Here is an 18,154-nt window from a genome sequence, read left to right on the forward strand (position 1 = left end):
ATGGCTGAAGATTCAGGACAAGAAAAAACAGAAGAACCCACCTCCAAAAAGCTCGAAGACGCTAAAAAGAAAGGGCAAATAGCGCGTTCAAAAGAGCTAGGTACTATGTTTGTACTTATTTTTTCTGCCATTTCGTTATTGTTGTATGGCCCAGAGATAGGCAAAGGTTTGTACAATATAATGGGGAGAATGCTGTCTTTAAATCGTACTGAGACTTACGATACCACTAAAATGTTTGCAGTGTGGAGTGAGGTGGCCAGTGCGCTGCTGTTTCCTATGGCGATGTTTGTTTTAATTATTGTTATTGCGGCCTTTATTGGTAATACCTTACTCGGCGGCTTTAATTTTAGCTGGGAAGCTGCAGCACCTAAGCCTAGTAAAATGTCGCCAATGAAAGGCTTTAAACGCATGTTTGGCCCTCAAGCCGCGATAGAGCTGGTAAAATCCATATTAAAGTTTTCGCTGGTGGCTATTTTTGCGGTGTTTTTAATTCAAACTTTTTTTGATGAGATTTTACATTTAAGTATTGAAAGTGCACCGAGCAATATAATTCATGCTCTTGAAATACTCTCATGGATGTTTTTAGGCTTGTCGTGCACTTTGGTGATTATTGCCGCAATAGATGCTCCTTATCAAAGTTATAACCACAACAAACAACTTAAAATGACCATGCAGGAGATCAAAGACGAGTACAAAAACTCAGAAGGTGATCCGCAAATTAAAGCGCGCATTAGACAAACACAAAGGCAAATGTCGCAGCGAAGAATGATGCAAGATGTCCCCGATGCCGACGTAATTGTAACCAACCCTACCCACTATTCTGTAGCGTTAAAATACGATACTGAGCGTGCAGGTGCGCCAATTGTACTTGCCAAAGGGATAGATGAAATGGCTATGCAGATTCGTAAAATAGCCAAAGGTAACGAAGTACCGATTGTAGAATCCCCAATGCTTACGCGGGCACTTTACCATACCGCTGAAGTGGGCCAGCAAATACCTGATCAATTATTTACGGCGGTAGCACAGGTTTTAGCTTATGTATTTCAGCTTAAACGCTTTAAAAAAGGACGTGGTAAACGACCTATTCCGCTTAAGTCTAAACTGCCTATACCCGATGACTTCAAATATGATTAGAGTGTGTTGAGCTAACTACACTTTAAGGGGGCGCCTTGGTAAACACCAACACGCCACTGCAAATTCAAACCAAAATGCCAATACGCTCTTGTCTCTAACCAGCTTTAAAATTTACATCAATAATCAATGAATCTATTGATGGCTCTATACTTGGAATAGTTATTGCAATTTCAGGCCAGTGTCAATTTATTGAATTGTAGAGTTATGGATTTTAAAGCGGTATTACAACAACTTAACAAAGACAAAAAAGAGTATGCCAAAGGCGTAGGCACACCGCTATTAGTACTTGCAGCGCTGGGTATGGTTATTTTACCGTTGCCACCATTTCTTCTTGATATCTTATTTTCATTTAATATTGCCCTTGCTTTGGTTGTTTTACTGGTGACAGTTTACACCATGAAACCGCTCGAATTTGGCATGTTTCCCGCGGTATTGTTAATCGCTACTATAATGCGTTTAGCCCTCAACGTTGCCAGTACGCGAGTTGTGCTTCTTGAGGGGCATAACGGGGGGGATGCCGCTGGTAAAGTAATTGAAGCATTTGGCTCAGTGGTAATTGGCGGGAACTACGCGGTTGGTTTAGTGGTGTTTTTAATCCTTATCATCATAAACTTTGTTGTAATAACCAAAGGTGCTGGGCGTATCTCGGAAGTATCAGCTCGTTTCACGCTAGATGCTATGCCGGGTAAACAAATGGCGATAGATGCCGACTTAAACGCTGGCTTTATTAGTGCAGAGCAAGCACGTGAGCGCCGTAGCGAAGTAACCCGAGAAGCTGACTTTTATGGCTCTATGGATGGGGCGAGCAAGTTTGTAAAAGGCGATGCCATTGCCGGTATCGTGATATTAATTATTAATATTGTTGGCGGTTTATTTGTGGGCATGATACAGCATGACTTGAGCTTTAGCCGCGCAATGGAGGTGTATACTTTACTTACCATAGGTGACGGCCTTGTTGCGCAGCTTCCTTCATTACTGCTCTCTATTGGTACTGCTATTGTTGTTACCCGCCAAAATGAATCGCATAACATGGGTGAACAATTTAAAACCCAGTTAGGTAACGAAAAATCTTTATTTATTGCCTCAGGCATTTTGATCATTATGGGTTTAGTCCCGGGTATGCCTCACATTGCCTTTTTAAGTTTAGGGGCATTACTTGGCTACTTAGCTTACTTTACGCAACAACAAAAACTAAAAGCCGCCGCGTTAGCAGAGCAAGAAGCACAAAGTGGTGCTGCACCCGGTACTGGTGTAGCGAATAAACAAGAACAAAAAGAGCTTGGCTGGGACGATGTACAACAAATAGATGTAATAGGTTTAGAAGTTGGTTACAGACTTATTCCACTGGTTGATCAATCTCAAGGTGGTGAGCTGCTTAACCGCATTAAAGGAGTGCGTAAAAAGTTATCTCAAGAGCTTGGTTTTTTGGTGCCACCTGTGCATATACGCGATAACCTAGAATTAGACCCTAATGCATACCGCATCACCATGATGGGTGTTTCAAGTGGTGAAGGCGAGCTTAAACATGGCGATGAACTGGCCATCAACCCTGGACAAGTCTTTGGTCCTATTAAAGGGGTTGAAACCAAAGATCCTGCGTTTGGCTTAGATGCGGTATGGATAAAGCCAGATCAAAAAGACGAAGCACAATCACTTGGTTATACCGTGGTTGACTCAGCCACTGTAGTAGCCACTCACATTAGCCAATTACTAACAAACAGTGCTGCATTATTGCTAGGCCATGAGGAGGTTCAAAACCTACTTGATATGCTAGCTAAAAGTCATCCACGTTTAGTCGAAGGCCTAGTGCCAGAAGTGCTACCACTGACAACTGTTGTAAAAGTGCTGCAAAATTTATTAAACGAAGGTGTGGCTATTCGTGATATGCGCTCTATTGTTCAAACCCTTGTAGAGTACGGCCCACGTAGCCAAGATGCCGATGTTTTAACCGCTGCAGTGCGTATTTCGCTGCGCCGTTTAATCGTACAAGACGCTGTGGGCATGTCATCAGAAATCCCTGTCATAACCTTGGCGCCTGAGTTGGAACAAATGTTGCATCAGTCATTACAAAATGCAGGCGACGAAGGTGCCGGAATAGAACCAAGCCTTGCTGAGCGACTTCAAACATCATTAAACGAAGCGCATCAGAATCAAGAAATGGCCGGAGAACCTTCAATATTGCTAACGTCAGGAATGTTACGCACTGTGTTATCTCGTTTTGTTAAGTACACCATACCGGGTTTAAGGGTGATGTCTTATCAAGAGGTACCAGATGAAAGACAGATCAAGATTGTCAGCTCAGTAGGCCAACAATAAAGATTTTAACAGGGGTTGAACCATGAAGATTAAACGTTTTTTTGCTAAAGATATGCGCACCGCACTGAAAGAAGTTAAAGATGAGTTAGGTGTTGATGCCGTTATTATGTCGAACAAAAAACTCGCTAATGGTGTAGAAATTGTTGCCGCAGTAGATTATGACAAAGCAGCCCCTAAAGCCGCAGCGCAACCACAGGCAGCGCCAGCTCCTCAAAGAGCTGTTCAACAAAACGCTCATAACTTTGTAAAGCCAGAGCCGCAGCGTGCGCAACCTGAGCCACAAGCAGCTGTCGCCGATAGCTTACAAGCGTTATTAGAGCGTCAGTCGCCGCGTCCTCGCTCTCCTGAGCTTGCTTCTATGTTTTCGCAATCAGGTATTGATACATCTGAGCATTATCAAGAGCCAGCACAGCCACGTACTACAAATATGTTTGCACGCGAAAATGAAGCGCCAAAACGCATGCAAACCCAAGCTGACAGCTTAGGCTTTGATGACCTAGATCAAGATTTTGACGAGCTAGATACGCCGGTTGCACCGCGTAGCCAAGCTAATAATAACGAAAGCGCTCAAATGAGCGCAATGCGTGATGAAATGAACGCAATTCGCCAGTTACTAGAGCACCAAGTATCGGGTTTAATGCAGCAAGATATGGCGCGTCGCGACCCAACACGTGCATGCATGATTGATCGGTTAGTTGGCATGGGGATAGATAAAGACGTTGCAGAGCAAATGGCGTGTTTTATTCCTGATGACGTATCCCGCCAGCAAGGTTGGAAGGCATTATTACAAATGGTTGAAGATCAAATGCAGACCACCAATAATGAAATTCTTCGCCAAGGTGGTGTGTACGCACTTGTAGGGCCTACTGGTGTCGGTAAAACAACCACAGTTGCTAAACTTGCAGCATTAGGGGCACAAAAATATGGCGCCGACAAAGTCGCCCTTATAACGACAGATACTTACAGAATAGGTGCTTATGAGCAGCTTGCTACGTATGGCCGTATTATTGGTTGTGGTGTTAAACAAGTAAAAGATGCCAATGAATTAGCTGAAGTTTTATATCATTTACGTAATAAGCGTCTAGTATTAATTGATACAGCGGGTATGAGTCAACGTGATTTACGCCTAACAGAACAGCTAAACACTTTAATGCGTAACCAACGAGTAGATATACGTAGTTATTTAGTATTAAGTGCTACTGCACAAATAAATGTTCTACAAGAAACTGTGAGACATTTTAAAAAGGTTCAGCTAAGCGGTTGTATTTTCACTAAGTTAGATGAATCATTAAGTTTAGGTGAGATTATTAGTATAGCGATTCAAAATCGTCTTCCGATAGGGTATCTTACTAATGGTCAGCGTGTACCAGAAGATATTCGCGTTGCAAATGCTGAAAAACTAGTAAAAAAAGCTGAGCAATTGTATTTAAAAAGAGCAAAAGCACAACATTCAAGGCACCAAGCGGTGGCGCCAAGCACAGTAGGGATGTATGATTAACACAGTATTAGATCAAGCAAGCGGCCTGCGCAAAATGAGTCAAAACAATAACAACGGCGTAAAAGTTATCGCTGTCACCGGCGGTAAAGGCGGGGTGGGGAAAACCAACGTCTCATTAAATACTGCGATTGCTTTAGGACAGCAGGGTAATCGTGTATTAGTATTAGATGCCGATTTAGGCCTAGCTAATTGTGATGTAATGCTAGGACTACGTGTTGAAAAAAACTTATCTCATGTCCTTTCGGGTGAGTGCGAACTTGATGAGATTTTAGTAGAAGGCCCAGGCGGCATTAAAATAGTGCCTGCTACATCCGGCTCGCAAAGTATGGTGGAACTAACCCCTTCTGAGCATGCGGGCTTAATTCGTGCCTTTAGTGAGCTTAATACAGAATTTGATATTTTAATTGTAGATACCGCTGCCGGTATTTCTGACATGGTGCTGAGCTTTTCTCGTGCAGCCCAAGATGTAATGGTTGTTGTGTGCGACGAGCCGACCTCTATTACTGATGCTTACGCGCTTATTAAAGTACTTAGCCGCGAGCATGGCGTTTATAAATTTAAGATTGTTGCTAACATGGTGCGCAGCATGCGTGAGGGCCAAGAACTTTTTGCCAAGCTGTCAAAGGTAACTGACCGTTTTTTAGATGTGTCAATGGAACTTGTTGCGACCATCCCATATGATGAAAATATGCGTAAATCAACGCGTAAGCAAAAAGTCATTGTCGATCTTTTCCCTAACTCACCAGCAGCAGTCGCGTTTAAAACATTAGCGACAAAAGCAGTAAAGTGGCCTATACCTAATCAACCTTCAGGGCATTTAGAATTTTTCATTGAGAAGCTAGTAAACGGCTGATTATGACAACTTCGGTGAAAAGAGCTATGGGATATCAATCAACACAAAATTTAAATGTGATTGTTGAAAAGCATGCGTCGCTTGTCAAAAAAGTGGCGTGTCATTTGATAGCTCGTCTTCCTCCTAGCGTTCAGCTCGATGATTTAATTCAATCAGGAATGATAGGCCTTATTGAGGCCTCAAAAAATTTTGATGCCAGTAAAGGAGCAAGCTTTGAAACGTTTGCGGGTATTCGCATTCGCGGCGCTATGCTCGATGAAATGCGCAGGGGTGACTGGGCTCCTCGTTCGGTGCACCGTAAAAGCAGATTAGTCGCCGAAACCATCACAGAATTAGAAAATAGCTTAAATAGAGAGCCAAAAGATACTGAAGTAGCTGAAAAACTTGATATTTCGCTAGAAGAATACCATCATATTTTAAATGATGTTAATTCCAGTAAAGTGCTAGGTATAGATGACCTTGGGGTAGATGAAGATGTTATTAGCCCTGCAGGTCAAGATTTAGCGCTAGACAAACCATTTAATAATGTTAAAAATGAACGGTTTAATAATTCATTGTTAGAAGCGATAAAGTCTTTACCAGAGCGTGATGCGATGGTGCTTTCTTTGTATTACAACGATGAAATGAATTTAAAAGAAATTGGGCATATACTCGATGTAAGTGAATCGCGTGTAAGTCAGATACATGGTCAGGCGATGATTAAGCTCAAAGCAAAAATCAATGACTGGATAAACTAGTAGTAAGTAAATTATAGGTTAAGACCTCACCGGAGGATGTTTTGGATAAAAACATGAAAATTCTTGTTGTTGATGATTTTTCTACAATGAGACGTATTATTAAAAATCTGTTGCGTGACCTAGGGTTCACGAATGTTCAAGAAGCTGATGATGGCTCTACAGCATTACCTATGTTGCAAAATCAGGTTTTTGACTTTGTAGTAACCGATTGGAATATGCCAGGGATGCAGGGTATTGACTTGCTACGAGCTATTCGAGCTGACGATAAATTAAAACATATTCCGGTTTTAATGGTGACAGCAGAAGCTAAAAAAGAACAAATAATAGCGGCAGCGCAAGCAGGTGTTAATGGTTACATTGTTAAGCCATTTACTGCAGGTACTTTGAAAACTAAATTAGAAAAAGTGTTTGAACGCTTAGGTTAATGAGAGGAGAGGCTTATGTCAGCACCAGCTGCGCCTCAAATTACTTTAGAACAAGCTCGTCAGCTCGTTGTTTTTTTAGAAAACGGTGAGCAAGATAAAGCTGACCAATTAATTTTAGATACTGCCTCTCAAGAGCAATCGCAGCTTTTTGCCGAAGTAGGTAAGTTAACGCGTCAGTTGCACGAAGCCCTTAAAAGCTTTGAACTTGATACGCGTTTAACTGATTTAACTACTGATGCAATTCCGGATGCAAAAAAACGCTTAAATTATGTCATGGAAATGACAGAAAATGCAGCTAACAAAACAATGGATGCGGTAGAAGCAAGCCTCCCTATTGCACAGCAGCTAGCAGATGAAATTGCACATATTAAGCCTACTTGGGATAGGCTTATGAACCGTGAAATTGAGCTGGGCGAGTTTAAAACCTTATGCCACAGCATCGATAATTTTATGAATAGCTCTCATCACAAAACTGATGAGCTGCAGACTTTAATGACCAATGTACTCATGGCGCAGGATTTTCAAGATTTGACCGGCCAGGTTATCCGCCGAGTAATAGAGTTAGTCAGAGAAGTTGAAGAGAGTTTAATTCACCTTTTAACAGCATTTGCCGCACAAGATGACAGCACTGTTGAAAGTAAAGAACAACAAGAAACAGAAGAACTGGTTGCCGCACAAACATTAGCAGGTCCTGAAGGCCCTATTATTGATAAAGAGTCGCGAAGTGATGTTGTATCTGATCAAGACGAGGTCGACGACCTATTATCAAGTTTGGGCTTCTAAGAGGAGAGTAACTGCATGAGCTTTGAAGTCGATGAAGATATTTTACAAGACTTTCTTGTAGAGGCTGGAGAAATCCTTGAGCTTTTATCTGAACAGTTAGTTGAGCTAGAAAATAACCCAGAAGATACTGAGTTACTAAATGCTATTTTTAGGGGCTTTCATACCGTAAAAGGGGGAGCTGGCTTTTTAGCTATGACTGAGCTTGTAGACGCTTGTCATGGTGCTGAAAATGTATTTGACCTCTTGCGCCAAGGGGTTAGAACCGTTAATTCAGAATTGATGGATGTGATTTTACAAGCACTAGATACCATTAACGAAATGTTTGCTACTATTCAAAACCGCGAACAGCCAGACCCAGCAGATCCTCAATTACTAGAAACCCTTCATAAACTTGGTCAACCGCCTTCGGATGACGAGCTTACAGAAACAGTCCCTGAAGTTGTTGAACAAGAACCCGCAGCACCTGTTAATGCACCTGATGAAGAAGACCCATTTGCATTTGATGAATTATTTGATGTAGCAGGTTCAAGCCCTTCAGCAGATAGCACGCAGATTGATGAAATTACAGAAGATGAATTTGAAAGCTTATTAGATGAGCTTCATGGTAAAGGCCAAAGCCCGGTATCGCAACCAAGTGCAAGTGCAGAGCCAGACTCAAGTTCAGACATTACTGATGATGAGTTTGACAGTCTGTTGGATGAATTACACGGTGTGGGTAGTTTTGGCCCTGTTGCTGGCAATACTTCAAGCAAAGAGCCAGAAGTTAAAGATACTACACCACCTCCAGTGTCTGTTACAAATGATACTGGCGATGATGAAATCAGTGATGACGAATTTGAAGCATTGCTTGATGAACTGCATGGCAAAGGCGGAGCACCAGAATCAAAAGAAGCTGAGACACCTGCACCGCAGCCACCTAAGGCAGCACCTGTCGCACAAACGCCAGCAAAACCAGAGCCAGCACAAGTTGCTAAGCAAGCACCTGCGGCAAAAGCAGCACCGGCCCCTAAAACGGTTGATAAGCCAGCAAGCAGCGCAACTCCTAAAAAAGCGACGCCTCCGCCTGCTGAAACCACGGTACGTGTTGATACTAAGCGTTTAGATCAAATAATGAATATGGTTGGCGAGCTGGTATTAGTACGAAATAGGCTAGTCAGTTTAGCGACCAATACAGACAGTGAAGCGATGGGCAAGGCGATATCAAATCTTGATGTAGTCACCGCTGATATTCAAGGTGCAGTAATGCAAACGCGAATGCAGCCCATCAAAAAGGTATTTGGCCGTTTTCCTCGCGTTGTGCGTGATTTAGCACGCAGCTTAAATAAAGAAATTAACTTACAGCTTGTAGGTGAAGAAACCGACTTAGATAAAAACTTAGTTGAGGCATTAGCCGATCCGTTAGTGCATTTAGTGCGCAACTCGGTAGATCATGGTATTGAAATGCCTGCAGCGCGTGAGGCCGCGGGTAAACCTAGAACAGGTAATGTTACTTTATCTGCATCTCAAGAAGGCGACCATATTTTGTTAACCATTAAAGATGATGGTGCAGGGATGGACGCTGAAAAGCTGAAAAAAATAGCGATTAGTAAAGGCGTTATTGACCATGATCAGGCAAGTCGTTTATCAGACACTGAAGCATATAACCTAATTTTTGCGCCTGGTTTTTCGACCAAAGAAGAAATATCTGATATTTCTGGTCGTGGCGTAGGCATGGATGTAGTAAAAACTAAAATCACCCAGCTTAATGGCTCTGTTAATATCCAGTCTGAATTGGGCGTAGGTACAATTTTAGAGATAAAAGTCCCCTTAACGTTAGCTATTTTGCCTACACTTATGGTAATTGTTGGTGAGCAAACATTTGCGTTACCGCTTGCTGGCGTGAGTGAAATATTCCACTTAGATCTAACAAAAACCAATGTGGTAGACGGTCAGCTTACAATTATTGTTCGTAAAAAAGCGATACCCCTTTTCTATTTAGAGCATTGGCTAGTTAAAGGTGCTGATTGTTCTCAGCGAAAAGCACAAGGTCATGTGGTGATTGTACAAATAGGTACACAGCAGGTTGGCTTTGTGGTTGATTCATTAATTGGCCAAGAAGAAGTTGTTATCAAGCCTCTTGATGCGTTATTACAAGGTACGCCTGGAATGGCTGGTGCAACAATTACATCTGACGGTGGTATTGCACTGATTTTAGATGTACCTAACATGCTTAAGCATTACGCAGGATAAAATGTAGGCATACGTGTTTATGCCTACACATAAATTAATAAGAGAGCGCAATGGCCGTAAAAGTTTTAGTTGTTGACGATTCCAGTTTTTTTCGCCGCCGTGTAAGCGAAATTCTTGAACAAGATAGCGGTATTGAAGTGATAGGCTTTGCTGTTAATGGTAGAGAAGCCGTAGACAAAACAGCACAGTTACGTCCGGATATGATCACCATGGATGTAGAGATGCCTGTGCTTGACGGTATTAGCGCTGTGAAAGAAATTATGGCAAGCAATCCTACGCCAATACTTATGTTTTCTTCCTTAACTCGCGATGGTGCTACAGCAACGTTAGATGCACTTGATGCCGGCGCAATGGATTTTTTACCGAAAAAGTTTGAGGACATTGCAAGAAATAACGAAGATGCAATCAAGCTATTGCAAACTAAAGTGAAGGAAATTGGTCGTAGGCGTGCACCTCGTCCAATAAGGCCGTTAACATCAAGTAAGTCTGCTGCTTCACCAACGAGCAAACTAGCGACAACTAGTTCCTCAGTAAAACAACCCGATAGAAGCTTTCAACGAGCGGCCCCAGTGCCAGCAACAGCTACAGCCAGTATGCCCTCGCGTGCTAGTGGTAAACATTATCAAATAGTAGCTATTGGCACCTCAACCGGGGGGCCTGTTGCTTTACAAACTATATTAACCCAGCTACCTGCTAATTTTGCCCACCCTATTTTGTTAATTCAACACATGCCTGCAGCCTTTACGCCTGCGTTTGCGGCACGATTAAATAGCCTTTGCAAAATACGTGTAAAAGAAGCACAACAAGGTGACAGACTAGAAGCTGGCACAGCTTATTTAGCACCAGGCGGGCAGCAAATGATGGTTGAGGGGCGAAGTGGTAATAAAACACTGCGTGTGTTTGAAGATAACAGTGAGCGTATAAGTTACAAACCTAGTGTTGATGTGACGTTTGCAAGTGTTGCTAAAAGCTATCAAGGCGATGCACTTGCTATTGTTTTAACAGGCATGGGAGCCGATGGGCGCGATGGCGCTCGAATGCTTAAGCAAGCTGGCGCAACAATTTGGGCGCAAGATGAAAAAAGCTGTGTTGTATACGGTATGCCGCAAGCTATTGCAAACGCAGGGCTTGCCTCAGAACATTTAGCCCTTAGCGATGTAGCAGCAAGAATCAAAAGAGAGATAGGCTGTGGATAAGCTTTCTGTTTTAGGATTAGTCATCGCGCTGGGCGCCATAGCGATTGGTTATGCTTTAGAGGGGGGCGTTGTCACTGCGTTATTTAACGGCCCTGCACTTATTATTGTGCTTGGCGGCACCTTAGGCGCCGTTATGTTACAAACGGCTACAAGCACCTTTAAAAAAACGCTAAGTATAAGCCATTGGGTGTTTTTTTCACCACAAGACAATATTGAACAAGCCATAGAACAAATTAAAACGTGGTCGCACAAAGCTCGCCAAGAAGGCTACTTAGCACTAGAAAAAGAGGCACTTAGTCATCCAGATCCTTATGCAGCTAAAGGGCTTAGTTTACTTGTCGATGGGTGTTCGGAGCAAAAGCTTCGCGACACCTTAGAAATAGATTTAATGCTTGAACGTGACCGCTTACTTGAAGCAAGTAGAGTGTATGAAGCTATGGGGGGTTATAGCCCAACAATAGGTATTTTAGGGGCCGTACTAGGTCTTATTCAAGCTATGTCATTTATTACCGACCCTCAAAAGCTAGGTGCAGGGGTTGCGACCGCTTTTATTGCAACAATATATGGGGTGGGGTTAGCTAACTTATTATTTTTACCTATGGCCAATAAACTTAAACAGCGCGTAGAGCAAAAAATGCTTTACCATGAAATGATGGCCGAAGGGGTAATAGCGATAAGCCTTGGCGAAAGTCCTATTAACATAGAATTAAAGCTTGAAGCTTATCGCACAGAGCGCCCTAATGTCGTGGTAGAGTAACTTTTATGTTACGCCGGCGCCTACGTCAATCAGCAGAAAAAAATCAACATACAGAACGTTGGTTGGTCTCTTATGCCGATTACATGACCATTATGTTTGCTTTTTTTGTGGTTATGTATGCCATTGCCATAAATAAAGAAGAAAGTTTTCAAATCCTCTCCGACTCTTTAGAACAGGTTTTTGACAAATCAGCAAGGCAGCAATCGCAACAAGGCGAGGGTGTTACGGGTGAAGGGTTACTTACAGACCGTGTCACCCCGGAGCACGAATTATTATATGGCGAGAGCATTCAAAAACAGGAGTCTGGCCCAGAGTTGCTCGATGGACAAAGTGATACCAGTAATATAAAACAAAAACATTTAGGTAAGCCGCTAGATAGCTTATTAACTAAATTACATTCAGCACTTATAGATGAGATTCGTGATGGAGAAGCAAGTTTAGAGCTCAACCAAGATTGGCTTATTATTGAACTAAGCTCAGGAATGTTGTTCTCAAGTGGCAGTTCCGTAGCCCACGCGCGCGCTAAACAAGTCGTAAAAATTGTAAAAGATATTATTGCCCCAGTAGATAACTACATAAGAGTAAGAGGCTACACAGATAACGAAAGTATTCGTAATGAAATGTTTCGCTCTAACTGGGAGTTGTCTGTTGCACGTGCGACCTCTATTTTAGTTGAATTAGAAACGTTAGGAATTAACCCAGCGAGAATGGCAATAGAAGGGTATGGCCAATATTCACCTTTTGCCGATAACGACACTGCAGCGGGTCGTGCAGAGAATCGAAAAGTTGTTATTGCCCTTTCTAAGTATGGCTTAGTACAGCAAACCACCGAAAATGAAGCCGAGCCTGATGAGCAAGCGCAAAAAGCAGCGCCTGAGCCAGAGGTCGAACTTCCCTCTGATGATAACGCAATTAAAATAATTCGTTTACCTCATGGTGGCATCAGGATCACCACGCGCAATGAATAGTAATTAGGACTTAATGTGAAGATTTGGACAGTAGCAAATCAAAAGGGCGGTGTAGGTAAAACCACAACGGCTGTTAGTCTTGCGGGTATTTTAGCATTGCAAGGTAAACGCGTATTACTTATTGATACCGACCCTCACGCTTCACTTACGTATTATTTTGGTATTGATTCTGAAGATTTAGAAGTCAGTGTGTACGATATTTTTGCTCGCGGCACCTCAATGCAAAGTGAAGAAATATTGCAAGCTTTGTGCCCCTCTACAATGGAAAACCTAGATATATTGCCCGCAACGATGGCTATAGCAACTCTCGATAGAAGTATGGGCAATAAAACGGGGATGGGCTTAATTTTAAAAAAAACACTTGCAAAAATTAGTGAACATTACGATTATGCGTTGCTTGATTGCCCCCCTGTTTTAGGTGTTCTAATGGTAAACGCATTAGCTGCCAGTGAACGTATTTTAGTGCCTGTGCAAACTGAGTTTTTGGCGCTCAAAGGGCTTGATAGAATGATGCGCACTATGGAATTAATGCAAAGCTCTCAAGCGAAACAGTACCAATATACTATAATCCCTACTATGTATGATAAGCGCACAAAAGCGTCGCTTGAAGCCTACAAAACGTTGCAAAATACATATAAAGATAAAGTATGGCCAGGGGTGATCCCCGTTGATACAAAGTTTAGAGATGCAAGCCTTGCACAAAAGGTACCCATAGAGTTTTGCCCACGTTCGCGTGGGGTATACGCTTATAAAGCGTTATTAGATTATTTAATTGGACAAGGTTAATGAATGAGTAAGCAATTATTTGCTAATGAAAAAGTAATGACTCAATACTTAGGGGCGCTCTTATGCGAAGACGAACCTGAGGAAAACCTTGAGCCTGTAGCTAAACTCCTTGAACAAGTACCTAGTGCCATACAAAACGACGAGGTACTTTTAAAACCCAAAGCGCAATTAAGCGTAACCGAGCAGCTTTATTCTGAGCAAGTAAAAGAGGCTATTAGTGAGGTTGAGCCCGTTCCCTCTCAAACAGCGCCTATTGAACCTGAGCCAGTAAATGCACCTGATGTGCAAACCTTGCAAAGTACAGAGCCTGCGCCTTTACTACATAGCCAAGAAGATTACTTTGAAGGAGAATTTCAGGCTCTATTTTTTGAAGTGGCTGGCTTAACATTGGCTGTTCCTTTAAAAGCGCTTGGGGGTATTCATCAATTAGGTGAGGTAAATCATTTATTTGGTAAGCCAAAGTGGTTTAAAGGCGTTATGCTTAATAGAGATGAAAAGCTAAACGTAGTTGATACCGCCCGTTGGGTAATGCCAGAAAAGTACGATGAAAAGTTAGAGGCTTCTCTTAATTATCAGTATTTAATCACCCTTGGGGATAGTAACTGGGGGTTATTGGCCGAAAAGTTAATAAATAACATTACATTGAGTAAAGAAGATGTAAAATGGCGAAAAAACAGCGGCAAACGTCCTTGGCTTGCTGGTGTTATTAAAGAAAAAATGTGTGCTTTAATAGATGTAGATAATCTAAATGCACTATTAGAAAAAGGCTTAGATAGCCGTCAGTAGTAATGACCATTACGGGGTAACAGCATGAGCGAAGATAAACTATTATCAGCGAATAAAAACGCAGATAACAACGATGAAATTTTACAGTGGGTAACGTTTAAGCTTGAAGAAGAAACCTACGGCGTAAACGTAATGCAGGTACAAGAAATTTTACGTTATACCGAAATTGCCCCAGTACCTGGTGCGCCTTCTTACGTTATTGGTATTATAAACTTACGTGGTAACGTAGTTACTGTTATTGATACTCGAGCTCGCTTTGGCTTACCAGCTGCAGATGCGACTGATAACTCTCGCATTTTAATTATTGAAGCAGAAGAGCAAGTAATTGGTATTTTAGCTGATAGTGTATCTGAGGTTGTGTACTTACGCAGCTCTGAAATAGACAGCGCGCCAAATGTTGGTACTGAGGAAAGCGCTAAATTTATTCAAGGCGTGTGTAACCGCGATAACGAATTACTTATTTTAGTCGATTTAAATAAATTACTTAGCGATGACGAATGGGATGAGTTAAGCGATATTTAAGCTTTACCACTAAAATTATGTTGTTACTTAGTATCGCAATAATAGCGCTAGGGGCTGGTTTAATATCGCTGGCGCTAATTGTTGCATTAAAAAATAAACAGTCGGCAGAGCTTAATGCAGTATCACAGCAATTAAAAGATACCTCAGAGCAAACGCATATATTACGTAGTGAAGTGTCTGAGCTCAGAACAGGGCTTTTAAGTATTGGTAAGCGTGTACTTGAAGTTGAGCAACAAAATCAAGAGTTGATGCAACAACAAGCTGCTCAAAAATATGACGACCCAGACGCAAAAATATATTCTCGAGCTGTTAAAATGGTTGAGCTTGGTGCTGATTTAGATGAAGTGATACGCGAGTGCGAGCTTCCTAGGGCTGAGGCTGAACTATTATTTTCGTTACATAAACAAAAAGACGCCTAGCGTCTTTTTTGCTTTAAACTACACAATACCAATGTGCAGTAATACTTAATAAGAGGGAGATAAAATTCACCCATCTGTTTATGCCTTTACATTTAGCTTACCTTGAAAGTCTTGCCAGCCAGGTGGGAACTGCCCACGAAGCACGTACGAAAAAGCAATCAATTCAGCAATAACATAATAAAGCTCTTTGGGTATTTCCTCTCCCAATTCTAAGTGTGAGAGTGTTTTAGCAAGTGCTTCATCTTGGTGGATCATAATGCCTTTTTGTTTTGCAGCTTTGATTATTTCATCAGCCAACTCCCCAAACCCTTTTACACTCACTGCTGGGGTACTTCCCGCTTCATATAACAGGCCAATCGCTGATTTATTATTTGCTGCAAAATTAGAGGTGTCAGTCATGTTAAACCTTAATATTTATAATGGCATGCGATTGATAAAACGCTTGATGACGCGCATCTCCACGTTTTAAGTTTAGCTCGCCTACTTGCAAGCCATGTTGAGCTAATTTAGCCCTGAGGCTATCTAAGTGAGGATGTGCAATTGCACTTACTTCTTGGCTAGAGGCAAGCAGCTGGCAATCGAGCGCTTTGTCCATAAGCTCTGCCACTATTTGTAATTGCCCTTGCTGTGCATAATCAAAATTTAACCTAACAAACCACACATTTTTTTCAGTTTTATTTACACTCGCTTTTTTATACTGCCCTAAGGTTATTTCTGTTTGCCCCGCTTCAGGCGGAAGTTTCATTGGAAATAAAAACTGTGCTAGCGGATTTGTGTCGTTTTGCTGGTTTGGTGTAGTTACTTGCACTTGGCTAAGGGTATTTTTAACCTGTAGTAGCTCTGGAGCAAGTTCTTGTATGTGTGTTTGTTGAAGTTGTTCTAATAGTTTATCCGCGCCATTACCTACTTTAAATGTGGGTAAAAGTACGTTAAGTAGGGCATCCACTCCAGTGTGGTTATTAAACGTTAGCGAAGTACTCGACTGGCTTATTATTGGCGCCGCTAAAATAGTCACTGCAAGCTGTTCAAGTCCTTTTGTAAAGCTACTTTGTAGTGTGTCATTTGGCGTGGTAAGCGGTTGTAAGGTACTTAAAAGCTCTCGCTGTATGGTTGCTGGGTGAACATTATTACTAGAGACCATTCTATTAAAAGCTTGATTTACCAGACGTGTTAGATCAGGTGTATTTTGAGTCGCTTTACTTGCTATGTCAGTAATTCGGCTACTCAACAATGCTGTAGGGTTAGAAGCGCTATTTGGGCGCTCACTCTCTGTTGGTAAATTTAAAAGCGAAGTTAAAAGCTTGGCTTCAATCGGTTGTAATTGCTGACTTGGTGCGGTTTTAAAAAGCGAGTGAGGTAAACCGGGTTGATTCGAAGTATTTACCTGTGAAGTTGTGGTATTTAATGTTTTTAAACTCAGGGGCCCAGAAGGAATGCCTTGCGTACTTATATTTGTTGGTTGAGCGCTCACTGCTTGTGGCTGAGCCATGTTGTTTGCTGATTGCCATAACGACACACTCGCCTTTAGTTGCTGGGTTATTTGCACTAAAGGAGGAAGCTGCGCAAAGTGTTTAGCTAAAGGGCTGTTAGGAGTAAAAGAATGATTAGCAACTTCAGCGGTTATATTTAGCTTACTTAAATTAGGGTTTGCTAACGTGTTTATTTGTGTAGGCGTTTTGTTTACATCAAGATTAGCTCGTTGAGCTTGCAAAGGTGACATTTTACTCGCAAAGGGTTTGCTTTCAAAGTATTTAACGGCATCGTTAATTCGCGTTTTTAAATCACTAAAGCTGCTTTGTAACCATGATTTTATAGGGCTCTGTGCACTTAACTGCGGGCTTGTTTTATCAGCGGGGGGGCTGGCTGCATTTTGCTGCTGTGATAAAACCAAGTCGGTAAAGGGTTTACTAAATGAGTTATTAAGTGCGACCTGCATATTGGGTAAATTAGTTTTAATGAACAGCTTATCTACTTGATGAGTAATATTTACTGCCACGGGCTTGCTGGGCAATTCACTAAGTTGTTTATTAGTGATTGGAGTGGTGAACGAGCCGCTATGCTGAGGGTGAGAAATAATAGCTAATTTAGGCGTTGCTTGTAGTTTCGCGCTGGGTAGTAAGTTAGTTAATAGCTGCGTAATTTTATGTTGGCTGAGAGTTTGAGTATGAACGGAATCAGCAAAGCGGTTAATAACATTTATTTGTGCGCCTTTATTAGTGGTATTAATAAGTACCTGTAATGGCTGCTCGGTATTTAATAGTTGTGCGGTTTCTTTGTTAATTGCAATACTGGCATTAAGACTAGGTATTATAAGCTGTGGTGACGGCGAAAGCTGAATATTAACAGGCAAGGGTTTGCTTTGTATTTCACTACCGGTACTTACATAATTTAAAAAACGCTGCAGTTGAGATGCGTTGCTAAGTATAATATTGGTATTGTTGGGAGTTATATTTAGCTGCTTTCCATCAGCGCTGAGCTGTATGTTAGCACTTGCTATTTTGTCTGTGTTTTGAGGGGCATGGGTAATGCCTAAACGTAGTGTTTGCCAGTGTTTATCAATTAATACATCGAGTGTAATTGAGCCTTTTGAAAACTGAATATTTTTAGCCGCAAGTACCTGCTCGGGTAATTGTACTAATTCGTCTGAAGTGCTCGGGGCGCTTTGGTTACTAACCAATGAATTAGATAATGTGATTTGCGTTGGATTATTCATTATTTTAAATCAAGTTTTCGCTAATTTTCGTG

The 18,154-nt window shown here is 41.8% G+C and carries 17 protein-coding genes; 15 read left to right on the forward strand and 2 right to left on the reverse strand.

Annotated features, from left to right (window positions below):
* The 15 genes from flhB to AN389_RS10725 all read left to right on the forward strand — a co-directional run bounded on the left by flhB (position 1) and on the right by AN389_RS10725 (position 15,409).
* Positions 1-1,134, forward strand: coding sequence for a flagellar biosynthesis protein FlhB (flhB, locus tag AN389_RS10655; protein ID WP_055018063.1), 1,134 nt, complete (start codon positions 1-3; stop codon positions 1,132-1,134).
* Between the two features lie 204 nt (positions 1,135-1,338).
* Positions 1,339-3,450, forward strand: coding sequence for a flagellar biosynthesis protein FlhA (gene flhA / locus AN389_RS10660; protein ID WP_055015932.1), 2,112 nt, complete (start codon positions 1,339-1,341; stop codon positions 3,448-3,450).
* 22 nt (positions 3,451-3,472) lie between these two features.
* Positions 3,473-4,948: a flagellar biosynthesis protein FlhF gene (gene flhF, locus AN389_RS10665; RefSeq protein WP_055018065.1), complete on the forward strand. Its 1,476-nt coding sequence runs from the start codon at positions 3,473-3,475 to the stop codon at positions 4,946-4,948.
* Entirely contained in the window at positions 4,941-5,801 is an 861-nt protein-coding gene (locus AN389_RS10670) for a MinD/ParA family protein (protein ID WP_054983003.1), read from the forward strand. The genes flhF and AN389_RS10670 overlap by 8 nt, the downstream gene beginning before the upstream one ends.
* A gap of 26 nt (positions 5,802-5,827) precedes the next feature.
* Positions 5,828-6,538, forward strand: a complete 711-nt coding sequence (locus AN389_RS10675) for an RNA polymerase sigma factor FliA (RefSeq protein ID WP_055018085.1) — start codon at positions 5,828-5,830, stop codon at positions 6,536-6,538.
* Positions 6,539-6,579: 41 nt separating this feature from the next.
* A complete protein-coding gene (cheY, locus tag AN389_RS10680; protein WP_008132609.1) occupies positions 6,580-6,963 on the forward strand; it encodes a chemotaxis response regulator CheY in 384 nt (127 codons plus the stop codon).
* 15 nt (positions 6,964-6,978) lie between these two features.
* Positions 6,979-7,746, forward strand: coding sequence for a protein phosphatase CheZ (locus AN389_RS10685; RefSeq protein ID WP_055018066.1), 768 nt, complete (start codon positions 6,979-6,981; stop codon positions 7,744-7,746).
* Between the two features lie 15 nt (positions 7,747-7,761).
* A complete protein-coding gene (locus AN389_RS10690; RefSeq protein WP_055018067.1) occupies positions 7,762-9,975 on the forward strand; it encodes a chemotaxis protein CheA in 2,214 nt (737 codons plus the stop codon).
* A gap of 50 nt (positions 9,976-10,025) precedes the next feature.
* On the forward strand, positions 10,026-11,171 hold the full coding sequence (locus tag AN389_RS10695; RefSeq protein WP_055018068.1) for a chemotaxis response regulator protein-glutamate methylesterase: 1,146 nt from the start codon (positions 10,026-10,028) through the stop codon (positions 11,169-11,171).
* Positions 11,164-11,928: a flagellar motor protein gene (locus AN389_RS10700; protein ID WP_055018069.1), complete on the forward strand. Its 765-nt coding sequence runs from the start codon at positions 11,164-11,166 to the stop codon at positions 11,926-11,928. Before AN389_RS10695 ends, AN389_RS10700 begins: the two co-directional genes overlap by 8 nt.
* A gap of 5 nt (positions 11,929-11,933) precedes the next feature.
* Positions 11,934-12,896: a flagellar motor protein MotB gene (locus AN389_RS10705; RefSeq protein ID WP_055018070.1), complete on the forward strand. Its 963-nt coding sequence runs from the start codon at positions 11,934-11,936 to the stop codon at positions 12,894-12,896.
* A gap of 15 nt (positions 12,897-12,911) precedes the next feature.
* Positions 12,912-13,682 (forward strand): ParA family protein, encoded by a 771-nt coding sequence (locus AN389_RS10710; protein ID WP_004588314.1) that lies wholly within the window; start codon positions 12,912-12,914, stop codon positions 13,680-13,682.
* Positions 13,683-13,685: 3 nt separating this feature from the next.
* On the forward strand, positions 13,686-14,468 hold the full coding sequence (locus AN389_RS10715) for a chemotaxis protein CheW (protein WP_055019775.1): 783 nt from the start codon (positions 13,686-13,688) through the stop codon (positions 14,466-14,468).
* Between the two features lie 24 nt (positions 14,469-14,492).
* The gene (locus AN389_RS10720) at positions 14,493-14,990 is read left to right on the forward strand and encodes a chemotaxis protein CheW (RefSeq protein WP_055018072.1); all 498 of its coding nucleotides are present in this window, start codon (positions 14,493-14,495) and stop codon (positions 14,988-14,990) included.
* 17 nt (positions 14,991-15,007) lie between these two features.
* Positions 15,008-15,409 (forward strand): DUF2802 domain-containing protein, encoded by a 402-nt coding sequence (locus tag AN389_RS10725; RefSeq protein ID WP_055018073.1) that lies wholly within the window; start codon positions 15,008-15,010, stop codon positions 15,407-15,409.
* Between the two features lie 78 nt (positions 15,410-15,487).
* Here the strand turns inward: AN389_RS10725 and AN389_RS10730 are convergent, their stop codons facing one another.
* Positions 15,488-15,808 carry an EscU/YscU/HrcU family type III secretion system export apparatus switch protein gene (locus AN389_RS10730; protein ID WP_055018074.1) on the reverse strand — a complete coding sequence of 107 codons (321 nt, stop codon included), beginning with the start codon at positions 15,806-15,808 and terminating at the stop codon, positions 15,488-15,490.
* A gap of 1 nt (position 15,809) precedes the next feature.
* Positions 15,810-18,122, reverse strand: a complete 2,313-nt coding sequence (locus tag AN389_RS10735) for a flagellar hook-length control protein FliK (protein ID WP_055019776.1) — start codon at positions 18,120-18,122, stop codon at positions 15,810-15,812.
* Positions 18,123-18,154 lie beyond the last annotated feature (32 nt).

The sequence above is a fragment of the Pseudoalteromonas sp. P1-7a genome, assembly GCF_001401855.1.
Taxonomy (GTDB): Bacteria; Pseudomonadota; Gammaproteobacteria; order Enterobacterales; family Alteromonadaceae; genus Pseudoalteromonas.

Excerpts from the sequence above, each read along its gene's own strand:
- flhB (WP_055018063.1), top strand. The coding sequence starts at position 1 with ATGGCTGAAGATTCAGGACAAGAAAAAACAGAAGAACCCACCTCCAAA.
- flhA (WP_055015932.1), top strand. The coding sequence starts at position 1,339 with ATGGATTTTAAAGCGGTATTACAACAACTTAACAAAGACAAAAAAGAG.
- flhF (WP_055018065.1), top strand. The coding sequence starts at position 3,473 with ATGAAGATTAAACGTTTTTTTGCTAAAGATATGCGCACCGCACTGAAA.
- AN389_RS10670 (WP_054983003.1), top strand. The coding sequence starts at position 4,941 with ATGATTAACACAGTATTAGATCAAGCAAGCGGCCTGCGCAAAATGAGT.
- AN389_RS10675 (WP_055018085.1), top strand. The coding sequence starts at position 5,828 with ATGGGATATCAATCAACACAAAATTTAAATGTGATTGTTGAAAAGCAT.
- AN389_RS10685 (WP_055018066.1), top strand. The coding sequence starts at position 6,979 with ATGTCAGCACCAGCTGCGCCTCAAATTACTTTAGAACAAGCTCGTCAG.
- AN389_RS10690 (WP_055018067.1), top strand. The coding sequence starts at position 7,762 with ATGAGCTTTGAAGTCGATGAAGATATTTTACAAGACTTTCTTGTAGAG.
- AN389_RS10695 (WP_055018068.1), top strand. The coding sequence starts at position 10,026 with ATGGCCGTAAAAGTTTTAGTTGTTGACGATTCCAGTTTTTTTCGCCGC.
- AN389_RS10705 (WP_055018070.1), top strand. The coding sequence starts at position 11,934 with ATGTTACGCCGGCGCCTACGTCAATCAGCAGAAAAAAATCAACATACA.
- AN389_RS10715 (WP_055019775.1), top strand. The coding sequence starts at position 13,686 with ATGAGTAAGCAATTATTTGCTAATGAAAAAGTAATGACTCAATACTTA.
- AN389_RS10720 (WP_055018072.1), top strand. The coding sequence starts at position 14,493 with ATGAGCGAAGATAAACTATTATCAGCGAATAAAAACGCAGATAACAAC.
- AN389_RS10725 (WP_055018073.1), top strand. The coding sequence starts at position 15,008 with ATGTTGTTACTTAGTATCGCAATAATAGCGCTAGGGGCTGGTTTAATA.
- AN389_RS10730 (WP_055018074.1), bottom strand. The coding sequence starts at position 15,808 with ATGACTGACACCTCTAATTTTGCAGCAAATAATAAATCAGCGATTGGC.
- AN389_RS10735 (WP_055019776.1), bottom strand. The coding sequence starts at position 18,122 with ATGAATAATCCAACGCAAATCACATTATCTAATTCATTGGTTAGTAAC.